At 44.4% G+C, this 15017-nt stretch carries 18 protein-coding genes; 9 read left to right on the top strand and 9 right to left on the bottom strand.

What is annotated here, in order from left to right; all coding sequences use genetic code 11:
* Positions 1–12 precede the first annotated feature (12 nt).
* The 5 genes from accD to ACHBIE_RS06805 all read left to right on the top strand — a co-directional run bounded on the left by accD (position 13) and on the right by ACHBIE_RS06805 (position 3926).
* Positions 13–879, top strand: a complete 867-nt coding sequence (gene accD, locus ACHBIE_RS06825) for an acetyl-CoA carboxylase, carboxyltransferase subunit beta (protein WP_394733024.1) — start codon at positions 13–15, stop codon at positions 877–879.
* Positions 876–1649 (top strand): acetyl-CoA carboxylase carboxyl transferase subunit alpha, encoded by a 774-nt coding sequence (locus tag ACHBIE_RS06820; protein ID WP_172022446.1) that lies wholly within the window; start codon positions 876–878, stop codon positions 1647–1649. Before accD ends, ACHBIE_RS06820 begins: the two co-directional genes overlap by 4 nt.
* Positions 1650–1795: 146 nt before the next feature.
* Positions 1796–2458 (top strand): CPBP family intramembrane glutamic endopeptidase, encoded by a 663-nt coding sequence (locus ACHBIE_RS06815; RefSeq protein ID WP_125266124.1) that lies wholly within the window; start codon positions 1796–1798, stop codon positions 2456–2458.
* 45 nt (positions 2459–2503) lie between these two features.
* On the top strand, positions 2504–3166 hold the full coding sequence (locus ACHBIE_RS06810) for a CPBP family intramembrane glutamic endopeptidase (protein WP_394733023.1): 663 nt from the start codon (positions 2504–2506) through the stop codon (positions 3164–3166).
* Positions 3167–3266: 100 nt separating this feature from the next.
* Complete coding sequence (locus ACHBIE_RS06805; RefSeq protein ID WP_394733022.1) at positions 3267–3926, top strand: CPBP family intramembrane glutamic endopeptidase; 660 nt, start codon at positions 3267–3269, stop codon at positions 3924–3926.
* Positions 3927–3963: 37 nt separating this feature from the next.
* Here the strand turns inward: ACHBIE_RS06805 and ACHBIE_RS06800 are convergent, their stop codons facing one another.
* The 7 genes from ACHBIE_RS06800 to ACHBIE_RS06770 all read right to left on the bottom strand — a co-directional run bounded on the left by ACHBIE_RS06800 (position 3964) and on the right by ACHBIE_RS06770 (position 9946).
* Entirely contained in the window at positions 3964–4179 is a 216-nt protein-coding gene (locus tag ACHBIE_RS06800) for a PspC domain-containing protein (protein WP_105111588.1), read from the bottom strand.
* Positions 4180–4190: 11 nt separating this feature from the next.
* The gene (gene serS / locus ACHBIE_RS06795; RefSeq protein ID WP_172082910.1) at positions 4191–5465 is read right to left on the bottom strand and encodes a serine--tRNA ligase; all 1275 of its coding nucleotides are present in this window, start codon (positions 5463–5465) and stop codon (positions 4191–4193) included.
* Between the two features lie 214 nt (positions 5466–5679).
* The gene (locus ACHBIE_RS06790) at positions 5680–6054 is read right to left on the bottom strand and encodes a DUF956 family protein (RefSeq protein WP_172022448.1); all 375 of its coding nucleotides are present in this window, start codon (positions 6052–6054) and stop codon (positions 5680–5682) included.
* Between the two features lie 57 nt (positions 6055–6111).
* On the bottom strand, positions 6112–7023 hold the full coding sequence (locus ACHBIE_RS06785) for a PTS system mannose/fructose/sorbose family transporter subunit IID (protein WP_172022450.1): 912 nt from the start codon (positions 7021–7023) through the stop codon (positions 6112–6114).
* A gap of 19 nt (positions 7024–7042) precedes the next feature.
* Positions 7043–7849 carry a mannose/fructose/sorbose family PTS transporter subunit IIC gene (locus ACHBIE_RS06780; RefSeq protein ID WP_105111591.1) on the bottom strand — a complete coding sequence of 269 codons (807 nt, stop codon included), beginning with the start codon at positions 7847–7849 and terminating at the stop codon, positions 7043–7045.
* Positions 7850–7891: 42 nt separating this feature from the next.
* Entirely contained in the window at positions 7892–8884 is a 993-nt protein-coding gene (locus ACHBIE_RS06775; RefSeq protein WP_125266119.1) for a mannose/fructose/sorbose PTS transporter subunit IIA, read from the bottom strand.
* Between the two features lie 249 nt (positions 8885–9133).
* The gene (locus ACHBIE_RS06770) at positions 9134–9946 is read right to left on the bottom strand and encodes a Cof-type HAD-IIB family hydrolase (protein ID WP_105122952.1); all 813 of its coding nucleotides are present in this window, start codon (positions 9944–9946) and stop codon (positions 9134–9136) included.
* Between the two features lie 244 nt (positions 9947–10190).
* On the opposite strand from ACHBIE_RS06770, the gene ACHBIE_RS06765 reads away from it, so the two are divergent.
* From ACHBIE_RS06765 to ACHBIE_RS06750, 4 genes are all read left to right on the top strand, one after another.
* Positions 10191–11651 (top strand): NCS2 family permease, encoded by a 1461-nt coding sequence (locus ACHBIE_RS06765; RefSeq protein WP_257104848.1) that lies wholly within the window; start codon positions 10191–10193, stop codon positions 11649–11651.
* Positions 11652–11736: 85 nt separating this feature from the next.
* Positions 11737–12177, top strand: coding sequence for a tRNA (adenosine(37)-N6)-threonylcarbamoyltransferase complex ATPase subunit type 1 TsaE (gene tsaE / locus ACHBIE_RS06760; protein ID WP_394733021.1), 441 nt, complete (start codon positions 11737–11739; stop codon positions 12175–12177).
* A complete protein-coding gene (locus tag ACHBIE_RS06755) occupies positions 12170–12694 on the top strand; it encodes a GNAT family N-acetyltransferase (RefSeq protein WP_105111601.1) in 525 nt (174 codons plus the stop codon). Before tsaE ends, ACHBIE_RS06755 begins: the two co-directional genes overlap by 8 nt.
* A complete protein-coding gene (locus tag ACHBIE_RS06750) occupies positions 12694–13893 on the top strand; it encodes an LCP family protein (RefSeq protein ID WP_394733020.1) in 1200 nt (399 codons plus the stop codon). Before ACHBIE_RS06755 ends, ACHBIE_RS06750 begins: the two co-directional genes overlap by 1 nt.
* 332 nt (positions 13894–14225) lie before the next feature.
* Here ACHBIE_RS06750 and ACHBIE_RS06745 read toward each other — a convergent pair whose 3' ends face one another.
* Together ACHBIE_RS06745 and ACHBIE_RS06740 are read right to left on the bottom strand one after the other, a co-directional pair.
* Positions 14226–14540 (bottom strand): chemotaxis protein, encoded by a 315-nt coding sequence (locus ACHBIE_RS06745; protein WP_105111603.1) that lies wholly within the window; start codon positions 14538–14540, stop codon positions 14226–14228.
* Positions 14541–14542: 2 nt separating this feature from the next.
* Positions 14543–14956 (bottom strand): HIT family protein, encoded by a 414-nt coding sequence (locus ACHBIE_RS06740; RefSeq protein WP_105122956.1) that lies wholly within the window; start codon positions 14954–14956, stop codon positions 14543–14545.
* Positions 14957–15017 lie beyond the last annotated feature (61 nt).

The raw sequence follows: 15017 nt of genomic DNA, 5'->3' as shown, positions 1-15017 counted from the left end.
TAGGAGAATGCTATGGCTTTGTTTCGCAAAAAGGACAAATATATCCGCATCAATCCCAATCGTTCGCGGATAGAGTCAGCACCTCAAGCAAAGCCAGAGGTGCCAGATGAACTCTTTTCCAAATGTCCAGCTTGTAAGGTCATCCTCTACAAGAAGGATTTGGGATTAGAGAAAACCTGTCAACACTGTTCCTATAATTTTCGGATTACAGCCCAGGAACGCCTGGCTTTGACAGTCGATGTCGGCTCGTTTGAGGAATTGTTTACAGGGATTGAAACCACAAATCCGCTGGACTTCCCCAATTATTTAGAAAAATTAGCAGCCACCCGTCAAAAGACAGGTTTGGACGAGGCTGTTTTGACAGGCAAGGCGACCATCGGCGGTCAGCCAGTTGCCCTTGGCATCATGGATTCGCACTTTATCATGGCTTCTATGGGCACGGTGGTCGGTGAAAAAATCACCCGCCTCTTTGAGTTGGCGATTGAAGAGCGTTTACCAGTTGTCCTCTTTACCGCATCTGGTGGTGCTCGCATGCAGGAAGGAATCATGAGCCTGATGCAAATGGCTAAGATTTCTGCAGCCGTGAAACGCCATTCCAATGCTGGCCTCTTTTACCTGACGGTCTTGACAGACCCCACAACAGGAGGTGTGACGGCTAGTTTTGCTATGGAAGGCGATATTATCCTAGCAGAACCGCAGACCTTGGTTGGTTTTGCAGGACGACGGGTTATAGAGTCAACTGTGCGTGAAAATCTGCCAGATGATTTCCAGAAGGCTGAATTTTTACAAGAGCACGGCTTTGTCGATGCTATTGTCAAACGCCAGGACTTGCCAGCGACCATCAGTCGCTTGCTGAGAATGCATGGAGGTGTCAGATGACCAGTGATGTAGCACGTATGATCCGTTTGGCACGCGACCAGGCTCGCCTGACCACCTTGGACTATGCCACACAACTCTTTGATGACTTTATCGAACTGCACGGCGATCGGAATTTCCGCGATGACGGAGCGGTTGTCGGTGGGATTGGCTTTTTAGCAGGTCAGCCTGTGACAGTTATTGGTATCCAAAAGGGCAAGAACCTTCAAGATAACCTAAAACGTAACTTTGGTCAGCCCCACCCAGAAGGCTACCGCAAGGCCCTTCGCCTCATGAAACAGGCGGAGAAGTTCGGTCGCCCCGTTGTCACCTTCATCAATACTGCTGGAGCCTATCCCGGTGTCGGTGCTGAGGAGCGAGGACAGGGTGAGGCCATTGCCCGCAACCTCATGGAGATGAGCGACCTCAAGGTACCTATTATCGCCATCATCATCGGCGAGGGAGGCTCTGGTGGAGCCCTTGCTCTGGCAGTTGCAGACCAGGTCTGGATGCTGGAAAACTCCATGTACGCCGTCCTCAGCCCCGAAGGTTTCGCCTCTATCCTCTGGAAAGACGGCAGTCGGGCCATGGAAGCAGCAGAACTCATGAAGATCACGTCATACGAGTTGGAGAAACTCCAAGTGGTCGATCGGGTGGTTTTGGAAAATGGCAGAGCGACCAAGGAAGTCTTGGCTGACATCAAGGAAAATCTGGTCAGCCAGTTGGCTTCCTTACAAGCCTTGCCACTTGACCAACTACTTGAAAACCGCTATCAACGCTTTAGAAAATACTAGGAAGACCTAGTACTTTTTTTAGGTTCTTATTGACAAGAGAATTGTATTGTTGTAAAATTGTTTTATTAGAATAATACATAGATGTTCTATACAATCCATGATAGGTTGGATGTATTCGATGGTCTGGAGTAGAAAAGGAGATTGATATGGAAACATTCAGTAAAGGTTTGAAATGGCTTGGTCAAAAATTTTGGATTTTGCTGAGAGTGTTTGGTTTCATGGTGCTAGCTGTTCTTCCAGATGCGATATTAGACCTATCTACTTCACAATGGGCTCAGTGGGGAGCAGCCTTGTTGTCCGTTGGCATCCTTGTCCTTATGTACTGGAGAGCTGAGAAGAATGGTATCAAGATTTGGGATAGCAATGTTTTAACTTGGAAAGGTCTTGGTTTAGTTGTCTTAACATTCGCGGTAGCTCAGCTGTTTAAACACCTTGGTTATTACATTATGGAACTTCAGGGGATTGAAGAAACCAGCAATGAGCTTGAATTGACAAAGTTATTAGAAAACATTCCATTTTGGTTAGCCTTTGTAAGAATAGCCTGTCAGGCAGCCATTACCGAGGAGATCATTGTCAGAGGCTATCTATTCAAAAAGCTATTTGAAAAGCACAAGATTCTGGGAATTGTAGTATCTGGTTTGATTTTTGCTTTCCTGCATGGACCAACAGATTTGGGTTCATGGATTATTTATGCTAGCCCAGGTTTTTTGCTGGCTTACCTCTACTATAAAACGGATTATCTGATTTATCCTATCGCAGTGCATTTTATCAATAATGCCTGGGCGGTGGTGGCGTTCTATTATTTATAGTTACTGAATAGGATAGAAAGTAGAACGGAGGAAAAAGAGAAAAGTATGGAGCAATTCAGTCAAAAGTTAGAATGGCTTTGTCGGAAAATCTGGATTTTACTGCTGGCCTTTCTATTGTTGCTACTCGATCATATTCCAATTTCCATATTGGAACAATCAACCTCGCCAGTCGCTCAATGGACTGCAGGCCTATTTTCTATTGGAATTATGGTCTTTATGTGTTGGTTGGCAGAAAGGAAAGGACTCACCATTTGGGATAGAAAAATCTTAACTTGGAAGGGTCTGAGTATTGTTCTTTTAACCTATATTGTGGCCCAGTTATTCAAGTATCTCGGACAGTTTATCATGGACCTTCAAGGGATTGAAGACACAACTAATCAGATTGGCATTGAAAAGTTGTTACAAACGATTCCTTTTTGGTTAGCCTTTGTAAGAGTAGCCTGTCAGGCAGCCATTACCGAGGAGATCATTGTCAGAGGTTATCTGTTCAAAAAGTTTTTTGAAAAGCACAAGATTCTAGGATTTGTAGTATCTGGTTTGATTTTTGCTTTCCTGCATGGACCAACAGATTTGGGTTCATGGATTATTTATGCTAGCCCAGGATTTTTAATGGCTTACCTCTACTACAAGACAGATTACCTTATCTATCCCATGGCAGTGCATTTTATCAACAATGCCTGGTCGGTGGTGGCATTTTACTATTTTTAGAAGGAATTAGCGGAGCAAGGATCCGCTTATAACTATAAGACAAAAAAGCCTGGAAGAGCGGGCGGGTTGTAAAACATATGAAAAAGAATAGGAGAAAAATGTGAAAAAAATAAGTCAAGGTATGGAATGGATAGGCAGAAAGATTTGGATTATCTTGAGAGCTTTTGGTTTTTTATTGATTTTTGTCATCCCAGATTTGATCCTGGAGCAGTCAAAATCGCAGATTTTTCTGCTGATTACAGGGGTTGCGACAGTGGGAATTGTGGTCTTTTTCTGGTGGCGGGCTGAAAAAAATAGCCTTCCCGTCTGGGATTCCAAGATTCTTTCTTGGTATGGCATTGCTCTCGTCATCCTAGCCTTTGCAGTTATGCAGTTGATGGATATGTTTGGCTTGTTTTTATTGGAGCTACAAGGGGCAGAAACAACTGCCAATGAGACCTTGATTATGGAATCCTTGAAAGGAGTCCCGTTTTGGCTAGCAACCCTGACCACCGCTTTATTACCGGCAGTTGGAGAAGAAGTCATCTTGCGGGGATATTTTTTCAAAAAATTATTTGGTTCCTATGTTTTGTTTGGTATTATCGCCTCAAGCCTTCTTTTTGGATTGCTTCATGGACCAACGGACATCGGTTCATGGTTGATTTATGCGGGGAGTGGTATCATTTTGTCAACTCTCTATCATAAAACAGGCTATCTGATTTATCCGATTGCAGTGCACTTGGTAAACAATCTAATCGTAACTATTTTTTATTATCTATAAAAAAGCGACTCCTTCTAGGAGTCGTCTTCTTTTGCGTTTAGTTGAGTTCAGACTTGTCTGGTAAAAGTATGGCCAGAATGATATAGGCAGTTAGAAAGGGGAGGTTGGTGACAATAGCCAAGATAATGACTACCAATCGAACGTTCTCTAATTTCCAACCGTAGTTCTCATATAGGTCAAAGTAGTCATAAAGACCTGCGATGACGCCAGCCAGTTCACCACGACTTTTGTCCTTATACCATTTCTTACTCATCTTCCTTACTCCTATGGTTTAATCACTTCTACCCCACCCATGTATGGACGGAGTACTTCGGGAATAGTAACAGAGCCATCCTCATTTTGGTAGTTTTCAAGGATGGCAGCCACGGTACGACCAACTGCTAAACCAGACCCATTGAGGGTGTGGAGCAATTTAACCTTGCCGTCAGCAGCGTCGCGGTAGCGGATTTGGGCACGGCGAGCTTGGAAATCTTCTGTGTTGGAACAGCTGGAGATTTCACGATAGGCATTTTGGGCTGGAATCCAGACTTCCAAGTCATAGGTCTTAGCAGCTGAGAAGCCCATATCGCCTGTGCAGAGGGCTAACACGCGGTATGGCAAACCTAATTTTTGAAGGATATTTTCTGCATTTGCCGTCATTTTTTCCAATTCATCATAAGACTGTTCTGGTGTGGCAAATTTGACCATTTCAACCTTGTGGAATTGGTGGAGGCGGATCAAACCACGGGTGTCACGACCAGCAGAACCAGCTTCAGAACGGAAAGATGGACTCATAGCTGTGAAGTAGATTGGTAGGTCTTTTTCTTCCAGGATTTCGTTACGGTAGTAGTTGGTCAATGGCACTTCCGCAGTTGGAATGAGGACGAAGTTGGTGTCTGCCAACTCGAAAGTATCTTCCTTGAATTTCGGATATTGTCCAGTACCAAACATAGAGTCATGGTTGACCATGTAAGGTGTGATGATTTCCTGGTAGCCTTCTGCGATATGCTCGTCCAACATGAAGTTGTAGAGGGCACGCTCCAAGCGGGCACCCAAGTTTTTGTAGAAGAGGAAGCGGGCTCCGGTTACTTTTGCCCCACGTTCCCAGTCCAGAATGTCTAAGTCTTCGCCCAGGTCCCAGTGTGCTTTTGGCTCGAAGGTAAACTCACGAGGAGTTCCCCAGCGGCGAACCTCTACGTTTTCTTCTTCATCTGCTCCAACAGGAACTGAGTCATGTGGCGTATTTGGAAGCACAGTGAGAATAGCGTTCAATTCTTCATCGATTTCCAAGAGTTGAGCGTCCAAATTTTTCACGTCCGCAGATAATTTTTGCATAGCCGCAATCTTGTCGTCAGCGTTTTCCTTGTTGCGTTTTGCTTGGGCAATCTCCGCAGAAACGGTGTTGCGCTCTGCTTTTAACTCTTCAACAGTAACCAAGATTTCACGGCGCTTTGCATCCAATTCCTTGATGTTTGCCAAGGTTTCGGCAGCCACACCACGAGTAGCTAACTTTGCAGCCACTCCATCAAAATCTGTACGAATGCGTTTGATATCTAGCATAGTTGTCTCCTTTTGAATAAAAAACACAGAATGAGAAATGCTGGAGCGATAGCTACCGCGGTTCCATCCAGCTTCACATTCTGTGCACTTTAAGTATGTCATTTTTAGCCAACGGTAGAATTTCATATCATTTATCTATCTGCTCGCAGCGACCGCAGACTTTCTGAAAAACGCCTGATATTACTTATCCGTTTGTCTTATTATACTTGATTTTTTATTTTTTTGCAAATAGATTAGAGATTTTCTGTCCTAGAATTTGCAGGAGAGTTGGCAGTTTGACCACCTTATCGTTGCCAATATGGTCACGAGCAATTTTTAAAATCTTTCCAGAATCCTTAGAGGCGAAAAGAAATTTGCCACTGTCTGTATAAATTTCAAAATGACGGCTGATTTTCTTGCCGGATACGTTAGCACCAATTTTATCTATATTTTTCCAAGGGATTTGGACAAAATTTTCGACATTATTATCGGCGTAAAATTCCAGAGCCTGGTCGCCTAGCAGAAATTTTCCAACGGTTGAACCGGCCAAGCTAAGATAGGAGACGCCGGTCGTAGATAGTTCTACCGTTTTATTTAAGGATTGTGCCATGGATACCTCACTTTCCCTTCAATTATATCAAAAACCCCGCAGAAGCGGGGGATTGAATTACATAATACCAGCTACACGAGCTAGGATACCAAAGATAAAGAGTCCAACGATGATCGTGATTGGGGATACTTTTTTCTTAAGCAACCACATGCAGAGGAAGGTCAAGAGGAGGTTCATAATTCCTGGAATCAAGTCATCCAAGTTTTGTTGGAAGGTAGTGACTTTAGTTGGTGTTTGTGATAAACCTTGGCCAACCAATTCAAAGGCTTTTTGGATACCTTCGCTACCTGCAGGCAATTTGTCCCATTCAATATAAGCACCTTCTGAGAGAGGAACTTCAGAGACATTGAAGTTGAAGCCGATAGATACCCAACGTTGAGCAAGGACGGCTAGGATGAACATACCGAGGATGGAAGCACCTTTTGTGATGTCTTGGAGGATGCCGCCAGACATGTCTTTGGTAATTTCCTTACCAGACTTATAACCAAATTCCTGTGTGTACCAGAGGAAGGCCATACGGATAGCGTTCCAACCGAAGAAGAAGATGAGTGGGCCTATGATATCTCCACCAATCGCCAAGGAAGCACCCAAGGCACCGAGAATTGGACGTACTGTGAACCAGAAGACAGGGTCACCGATACCGGCAAGAGGTCCCATCATACCGATTTTTACCCCTTGAATAGCTGCATCATCGATTTCCGCACCGTTTGCACGCTCTTCTTCAAGGGCAAGGGTTACACCGACGATAGGAGCTGCAACGTATGGATGGGTATTGAAGAATTCCATGTGGCGCTTGAGGGCAGCGATTTGGTCTTCTTTTTTAGTGTAGAGTTTTTTGATGGCAGGTACCATTGTATAAGCCCAGCCTAAGTTTTGCATCCGCTCATAGTTCCAAGAAGCTTGGAGGAAGGTTGAACGCCACCAAATCGCCTTGCGGTCATTTACTGAAAGTTGAATTTTCTCTGTCATGATGTGTCATCCTTTCTTTTTAGTAGTCTTCTAAGATATCGCCGATTGGATCGTTAGAAACAGATCCACCACCGTTGCCGCCTTTTTTAGAAAGGTTGAGGTAGATGAAGGCAAGAGCCACCCCGATTGCACCAAGAGCAATCAAGGTCAAGTCGCTAACTGCTGCGAGGGCAAAACCGATAGCAAAGAAAGGCCAAACTTCGCGAGTTGCCATCATGTTGATAACCATAGCGAAACCTACGGCAACCACCATACCACCACCAACTGCCATACCACCTGATAACCAAGCTGGCATTGCATCTAGAGCATTTTTAACAGCTTCAGTTGGGATAGCTAAAAGAGCAGCAGCAGGAATAGCAATACGCAAGCCTTGCATTGAAAGGGCAATCAGGTGGTAGCGCTCAAGGGCACCGAAGTCACCACGTTCTGCAGCAGCGTCCGCACCATGTACAAGGGCAACAGATGCTGTACGGACAAGCATGGTCAAGAAGAGACCGGCAACTGCAAGAGGGATAGCGAGGGCTTGAGCAACGGAAATCGCTTCAGGAGAAGCATCACCGCCCTTGATCAGGATGATAGCAGCTGCTACGGAAGCCAGAGCTGCATCGGGAGCAACAGCGGCACCGATGTTGGCCCAGCCAAGAGCGACCAGCTGGAGGGTACCACCGAGGACAACGCCAGCACCCAAGTTACCCGTCACAAGACCGATAAGCGTACAAGCAACGATTGGTTGGTGGAATTGGAATTGGTCTAAGATTCCTTCCATACCCGCAAGAAAGGCCACAATAACGACCAAGATTGCAGAGATAATTGTAATTTCTGTCATGAGGATAATCCTTTCATATTTTATCTTTCACACATAGAGAATCTATTTGATGTCGACTTTTTTGATCAACTCAAAGAGATCTTTCGGCGAGTCGTTTGGTACCTTGCGGACGTCAAACTTGACACCTAATTCACGCAAACGTTCGAATGTTGCAACATCGTCCTTGTCCATTGACAATACGTTATTGACCATGGTTTTCCCAGTTGAGTGAGCCATAGAACCGACGTTGAGTTCCTTGATTTCCACACCACCTTCGATAGCTTCAAGAGCTTCTTGTGGTGTTTCAAAGAGAATCAAGGCATGTGTGTTACCGAAGCGAGGATCTTTTGCAGCCTCAATCAATTTCTTGATTGGCACAACGTTGGCCTTGACATTACCTGGTGCAGCTTGCTTGATCAATTGCTTGCGAAGGTCATCTTGTGCAACAGTATCAGACGCAACGATAATACGGTCTGCTTTGGAAGCAGGTGTCCATGCAGTAGCAACTTGTCCATGCAAGAGACGGGTATCGATACGGGCCAGGTTGATTTTCAACTTGCCGTCACCGATAACTGTACCTGGTGGGATAGCACCTTGAGGAGCAGCAGGAGCGGGAGCGGTAAGAGGTGCAACTTCAGCAGGTTGCAATTCCTCAGGGAGGACTTTCACGCCATCCTTGGCTTCCTTGATGATATTTGCGGCAACTTCTTCAACACCTGCACCAGCGTTAATCAAACGCTCTGTGTAGGCTTGAATCAGCATTGGCAAATTGAGACCGGTGATGATGGCTACTTTGCGCTCTGGATGTTCCCCAGCTAAGCGGCTCGCTTGGTTAAATGGCGAACCACTCCAAAGGTCAGCCAGCACCAAGACTTCATCATCTGCGTCAAACGCGTCAAGGGCGTTATTGAGCTTGGCATAGAGATCATCTGGACCTTCACTTGGCATAAAAGTAACAACTTGTACTTTTTCTTGTTCGCCAAAGATCATGGAGCCAGACTGATGAATGCCAGCTGCAAATTCGCCATGACTTGCAATAATGATTCCAATACTCATTATTGTACCCCCTAAAATTTTTCTTGTTCTATGGTAGCGATTGGAAAAGGCTTTCATAGAACCAACTTACTTATTATAAATCGCTTTCATTACTTTGCCAACCAATTTTGTGACAATTTTTGCAATCTTTCTGAAAAGTTACACATTATTTCTTGCATATTATAATGATATAAAATTGATAAAACTTGCTTCATACAAGGAATAAAAGAAAAAGGATTAGAAATATAGACTTTCCAAACCTTTTTATCCTTATAAAAATAATTTTTCCAATTCTCTGGCAACACCGTCTTCAAAATTAGCGAATTCGGTCAATCGATCGGCATGGGGGCATAGTGAGTCGCTGGCATTTTTCATGGCGTAGGCTGTTCCGGCTAACTCCAGCATCTCTATGTCATTGTGTTCATCACCAAAGGCAACCAAATCTTTTGGACTGGCCTGCATCTGGTCGAGCAGATAGGTTAGGGCAGTGGCCTTGTTTACTCCCTTGGCACAGGTTTCTAGGATATTGAGCGGACCGCCCCAGGTATTGATTTCTAGTTCGTTATTGAAATGGGCTTTCATTTCCTTGGCTAGTTGATACTTGTCAGCTGCTCTGGTCTGCATGAGGATAGAGTGGGGGTCGCTGGTAATCAATTCTGGCCTAATCAGGGTTTCAGGGGTGATTTGCTCAACTCCCATTAAAGCTGGGTCAATCTTGTCCAGATGATCCTGGGTAATAAAGAATTTATTCTTGTATTCGCCTGCGATGAAGTCCGCCTCAAAGGTAGACTCTTCCTTTAAAAATTCCAATAGGTATTTTTTATCAATCAGAATATTCTTTTCCCAAGCCCATTTTTTCTCCGGAATATGGATGAGGGAACCATTGAAGTTAATCATGGGTGTATCCAGCTTGAGCTGATGGTAAAATTGGTCAGCCATACGGTAAGGGCGACCTGTTGCGATGATGACGGTATGGCCAGCTTGGCGTACTTTTTGGATGGTCGCAATGGTATAGTCAGATAGCTGACTTTCCTTGTTTAAGAGCGTTCCATCCAAGTCCAGAGCGATGATTTTTTTGGTCATACCGGTCACTTCCTTCTAGCATAAAATAAGTACTGTTCAGTATAACAGAATCAGGAACTATTTGCAAAAATACTTATCTTTTTGATGAGACAGGCTTATATCACTTAGAATGTTCGTTATTTACGAATGAATAACTGTGATTTTACAAAAAATAACGCTTTCAACATTAAAATTCTTGAATTGTGAATATTTTTTGTTTATAATTCAAGTATCGTTCGTAAATTAAAAGGAGAGAAACGAAAAAATGGATAAATTTTTCAAACTTAAAGATCATGGGACGACTGTTTCAACCGAAATCATGGCAGGTCTTACGACATTCTTCGCTATGTCTTATATCTTGTTTGTGAACCCTAGCATCCTCAGTGTTGCAGGTATGCCTTCTCAGGCAGTTTTCTTGGCAACCATTATCGCTAGTGCGGTGTCAACTTTGGTTATGGGTCTCTTTGCCAATGTACCTTATGCCTTGGCGCCAGGTATGGGTCTCAACGCCTTCTTTACTTATACTGTTGTTATTGGACTTGGTTTCACCTGGCAGGAAGCTTTGGCAATGGTATTCCTTTGCGGTCTCTTCAACGTCTTTATCACAGTGACCAAGGTTCGTAAGAGCATCATCAAGGCTATTCCAGTTAGCTTGCAGCATGCTATCGGTGGTGGTATCGGGGTTTTCGTAGCCTACCTTGGCTTCAAAAATTCAAACCTAATTACCTTCCTGACGTCAGCTTCGGATATCATCACAGTTAATGGCGTTGCTCCTGCTGATGCGACAGCTGAAACCTTCTCAAACGGTGTCTTCTCCGTGTTTGCAGGTGGTGGCGTTGTTCCAGCCATCTCAACCTTTACAGATCCAAGCGTTCTCTTGACTGTTTTTGGTCTTCTCTTGACTGCTGTCTTGGTCATTAAAAATGTTCGTGGTGCGATTTTGATTGGTATCATTGCTACGACTCTTGCGGGGATTCCAGCTGGTGTGGTTGATATTTCTGCTATTGATTTTGCCAACAATAATATTGGTTCTGCCTTTGCTGAGCTTGGCACAACCTTCCTAGCAGCCTTTGATGGCATGGCTTCACTCTTTGCGGACTCTAGCCGTTTGCCACTAGTATTGATGACCATTTTTGCCTTTAGCTTGTCAGATACTTTTGATACCTTGGGAACCTTCATCGGTACTGGCCGTAAGACAGGCATCTTCTCTGAGGAAGATGAGAAGGCGCTTGAAAATAGTACAGGCTTTAACTCTAAAATGGACCGTGCTCTCTTTGCAGATGCTATCGGTACGTCAATTGGTGCGATTTTTGGTACGTCAAATACGACAACTTACGTGGAGTCTGCGGCTGGTATTTCTGCAGGCGGACGTACTGGTTTGACAGCTGTGACAACTGCAGTTCTCTTCCTATTATCTATCCTCATTTTGCCATTCGTTGGTATCGTGCCAGCAGCGGCAACTTCACCAGCTTTGATTATCGTCGGCGTGATGATGGTATCCAGCTTCCTTGATGTGGATTGGCAAAACTTTGAAGATGCGCTTCCTGCTTTCTTCGCTGCCTTCTTCATGGCCCTTTGCTTCTCTATCTCTTACGGTATTGCGGCAGCCTTTATCTTCTATTGCTTGGTAAAAGTTTCGACTGGTAAGGCAAATGAGATTCACCCAATCCTCTGGGGTTCAACAGCACTCTTTATCTTGAACTTCATTATCTTAGCGATTATCTAAAGCAACTTTGAAACTGGGGAGACCCAGTTTTTTTTGTTGGGTAAGACCATGACAAACTAGGGGAAGCTATGCTATAATGCTAGATATGTATAGTCAAAATGAACAAGAATTACAAGCTATTGGAAGAAAACTAGGAGAATTGCTTAGGGCAGGGGATGTCCTTGTTTTATCAGGTCAGCTAGGTGCTGGGAAAACGACCTTGACCAAGGGAATTGCCCTGGGACTGAATATTGAGCAAATGATAAAAAGCCCAACCTATACCATTGTAAGAGAGTATGAGGGTCGTCTGCCACTCTATCATTTAGATGTCTATCGGATTGGTGATGATCCGGATTCCATTGACCTAGATGATTTTTTGTATGGCGATGGGGTGACTGTGATTGAATGGGGAGAGTTGTTAGATGCCTATCTCTTGGACGATGTCTTGACAGTTCGTATTGCCATCGAAAAGGACGGTCGGAGGTTGGAGTTTAATGCGTCAGGACCGCGTAGTGCCCAATTGAAAGAGTTGTTAGATGATTGTTGAGAAGGAAATTTATTTTCAGGAAGCAGAACCAGCTGATGCCCAATCCTTTATTGACTTTATGAACCAGGTCGCAGGTGAAACCGATTTTCTTGTCATGGATGAGACGGGGTTTAGGCTTGGAGTCCAAGATATCGAAGATATTTTTACGGCTTGCATAGAAAATCCTCGGGAGCTGCAGTTGCTGGCCAAGTTAGACGATGAAGTCATCGGAGTAGTGTCGGTCAAGTCCTCCAGTCAGTTTCGTATTAGCCATATCGGAACTATTTTTATTGCAGTTAAAAAAGCCTACTGGGGACAGGGACTGGGTTCCATCCTGCTGGAGGAAGTAATTCATTGGGCTGAGGAAATGGATTTGCTCAAGCGTTTAGAATTGACGGTTCAGGTCCGCAACCAAAGAGCAGTGGCTTTGTATGAAAAATTAGGCTTCAAGATTGAAGGGACTCTGGCAAGGGGAGCTAGAACAGATGAGGGAGATTGGCTAGATTTGTATTCTATGGCCAAGTTAATAGGTGAATAATGAAAATAGGAACTAAAATTTTATTGATGTTCTTGTCCATTCTAGCATTGACAATCGGGACAGGAGCAATCTATACCGCGACTTTTTTGAATTACTCGACCGGGGAGATTGCAAAGACTTTTCGCTCTATCGGTAACCGAGAAGATGAAGGGATTATCGAGGCTACTGAGCCCTTGACCATTCTTTTGATGGGGGTGGATACCGACCAGGCAACTCGGGGTCTGGACTGGGAAGAAGGGCGGAGTGACTCCATGATTTTGGTGACGGTCAATCCTCTAACTAAGAAAACAACCATGATGAGCTTGACGCGTGACATCATGGTAGAGATAGCCGATAAGAATGATCGTTCTAGTGATAAGATTGAGAAGTTGAATCACTCCTATGCCTATGGTCAGGCGGCCATGTCCATTGCGACCATTGAGAAGATGATGGATATTACCATCAATCGCTATGTCGAAATCAATATGGATGGCCTGGTGGAGCTGGTTGATGCCATTGGTGGTATCAAGGTCAACAATACCTTGGGCTTCCCGATTACTATTGATGAGTATGAACCTGCCTACACAGCTGTCGTTCCACCTGGGGAGCAATTGGTCAATGGAGACCAGGCCTTGGTTTATGCCCGGATGCGTTACGATGATCCGGAGGGAGATATTGGTCGGCAGAAGCGGCAGCGTGAGGTTATCCAGGCCCTGGTGACCAAGCTCTTGCAATTGGATGGATTTACGCAGTATAAAAAGATTTTGAAAGCTGTCTCTAAGCACATGCGGACGGATTTTGTGATTTCAAATTCAACCATTCCTAGTCTTCTGGGCTATAAGGATGCTCTGAATCAGGTTGAATCCTACCAATTGGGTGGTGAAGGTCACACAATTGACGAGTTGTCCTACCAGATCCCGACGGCGGCCCATGTTTTGGAAATGCAAAATGTCCTCAAGGAATCCTTGGGCTTGCCAAAAGTTTCTAAAATCAAGACCAACATCAAGGTTTTGGAATATCTCTTTGGACAATCCAGTCCAATCGAGGTCCTCAATGCCTATACTAATGATATCGAAGTTGAAGCCAACGGTGAAACCTACGAACCGGAAACAGCGCCAACCTACGATATTGACTATAGCCAAACAGAGACCTCTAAGTCAAGAGATTCGGAGTCCAGTCAGGTCGAAACCTCTTCTAGCTCAGCAGAAGGTGGCCAGTGATAGACAATCTCGAGTTTGTACATAGAAAGAAGCCTAGGCAAAAAGTCTAGGCTTCTTTCTTTAGTTCGTGTCAACATATCAGCGCAGTGGTTGATTGGCCTCCAACAGTCTCACCCCAGACTATTTTTTGATACGAACAGAGTTCGCTCAATTTCCAACCTCCAAAGGTTCCCCGAACCTTTGAAGCTATGCGGTGTGGAGTTAAAGGCTCCTGTGGAGGTTTTAAGCTCGAGCCAAGAAATAGGAACGCGAGGCGGTCTGGGGATAGACCGTTTTAGGTCAACAACAAGAAATAGAGACTTGTTGACGAACTCTTCTTAGCTTTGACGAGTTCATTCCCGCTCCCAATGTTGAGAATCTTCTGTTTTGTATTTATCAGTAAATTTTTGGATTTCAGTCAGGTTGCCTGCGATACTCTGCTGGTAAACCTTTAGTTGGTACTGTAAATCCTTGCTGAGCTCCTGGACAGGCGCCTTGAATGAATTGAGCAGGGCTAACTGGTCTGTTATTTTCTGCTTATCTGCCTGGATACGTTGGACCAGTTCTTTGGTTTCTTTAGCCTCTGCAGCGATTTCCTTGCGGTGTTTTACAGCCTGGTAGGCCAAATGAGCAGCTCCGACGGCTAGCAGTAGGTGGCGAAGTTTCATGATTATTCTCCTATGTAGAGGTCTTGGGCTAGTTGGGCTAGGGCTGGGAAATCAGGTTCATTTGTTGCAAATCGGATATCCAGGCCATCTTGTCCCTCAAATCGAGGCAGTAGGTGGATATGGGTATGAAAGACCGTTTGACCAGCAACTTCCTCATTATTATTGATAATATTGAGTCCGCTTGCTCCCAGTTTGTCTTTCAAGTGGCTAGCGATAGCTGGAATGGCTGAAAATAGTTGGCTGGCTGTTTCCTGGTCCAAGTCTAAGACATTACGAAAATGTTTTTTAGGGATGACCAAGGTATGGCCTTTAGTTACCTGGGTAATGTCCAAAAAGGCAAGAATATGTTGGTCTTCATAGACCTTAGAAGAAGGGATTTCTCCTGAGACAATTTTACAAAAAATACAATCTGACATAATGCAACCTCTTTCTAGGATTTTTGGTATAATAATTATATCAAATAATAGGACGAAATGT

This window comes from Streptococcus sp. A23, assembly GCF_043674155.1.
GTDB lineage: Bacteria > Bacillota > Bacilli > Lactobacillales > Streptococcaceae > Streptococcus > Streptococcus suis_V.
The sequence above is the reverse complement of the archived record's forward strand: the minus strand, read 5'-3'. Positions and strand labels throughout refer to the sequence as shown.

Coding starts and splice junctions, on each gene's coding strand:
- serS (WP_172082910.1), bottom strand. CDS start 5,465: ATGCTAGATATCAAACGCATTCGTACAGATTTTGATGGAGTGGCTGCA.
- ACHBIE_RS06790 (WP_172022448.1), bottom strand. CDS start 6,054: ATGGCACAATCCTTAAATAAAACGGTAGAACTATCTACGACCGGCGTC.
- ACHBIE_RS06785 (WP_172022450.1), bottom strand. CDS start 7,023: ATGACAGAGAAAATTCAACTTTCAGTAAATGACCGCAAGGCGATTTGG.
- ACHBIE_RS06820 (WP_172022446.1), top strand. CDS start 876: ATGACCAGTGATGTAGCACGTATGATCCGTTTGGCACGCGACCAGGCT.
- ACHBIE_RS06750 (WP_394733020.1), top strand. CDS start 12,694: ATGAAAATAGGAACTAAAATTTTATTGATGTTCTTGTCCATTCTAGCA.
- tsaE (WP_394733021.1), top strand. CDS start 11,737: ATGTATAGTCAAAATGAACAAGAATTACAAGCTATTGGAAGAAAACTA.
- ACHBIE_RS06775 (WP_125266119.1), bottom strand. CDS start 8,884: ATGAGTATTGGAATCATTATTGCAAGTCATGGCGAATTTGCAGCTGGC.
- ACHBIE_RS06815 (WP_125266124.1), top strand. CDS start 1,796: ATGGAAACATTCAGTAAAGGTTTGAAATGGCTTGGTCAAAAATTTTGG.
- ACHBIE_RS06800 (WP_105111588.1), bottom strand. CDS start 4,179: ATGAGTAAGAAATGGTATAAGGACAAAAGTCGTGGTGAACTGGCTGGC.
- ACHBIE_RS06740 (WP_105122956.1), bottom strand. CDS start 14,956: ATGTCAGATTGTATTTTTTGTAAAATTGTCTCAGGAGAAATCCCTTCT.
- ACHBIE_RS06780 (WP_105111591.1), bottom strand. CDS start 7,849: ATGACAGAAATTACAATTATCTCTGCAATCTTGGTCGTTATTGTGGCC.
- accD (WP_394733024.1), top strand. CDS start 13: ATGGCTTTGTTTCGCAAAAAGGACAAATATATCCGCATCAATCCCAAT.
- ACHBIE_RS06770 (WP_105122952.1), bottom strand. CDS start 9,946: ATGACCAAAAAAATCATCGCTCTGGACTTGGATGGAACGCTCTTAAAC.
- ACHBIE_RS06765 (WP_257104848.1), top strand. CDS start 10,191: ATGGATAAATTTTTCAAACTTAAAGATCATGGGACGACTGTTTCAACC.
- ACHBIE_RS06810 (WP_394733023.1), top strand. CDS start 2,504: ATGGAGCAATTCAGTCAAAAGTTAGAATGGCTTTGTCGGAAAATCTGG.
- ACHBIE_RS06745 (WP_105111603.1), bottom strand. CDS start 14,540: ATGAAACTTCGCCACCTACTGCTAGCCGTCGGAGCTGCTCATTTGGCC.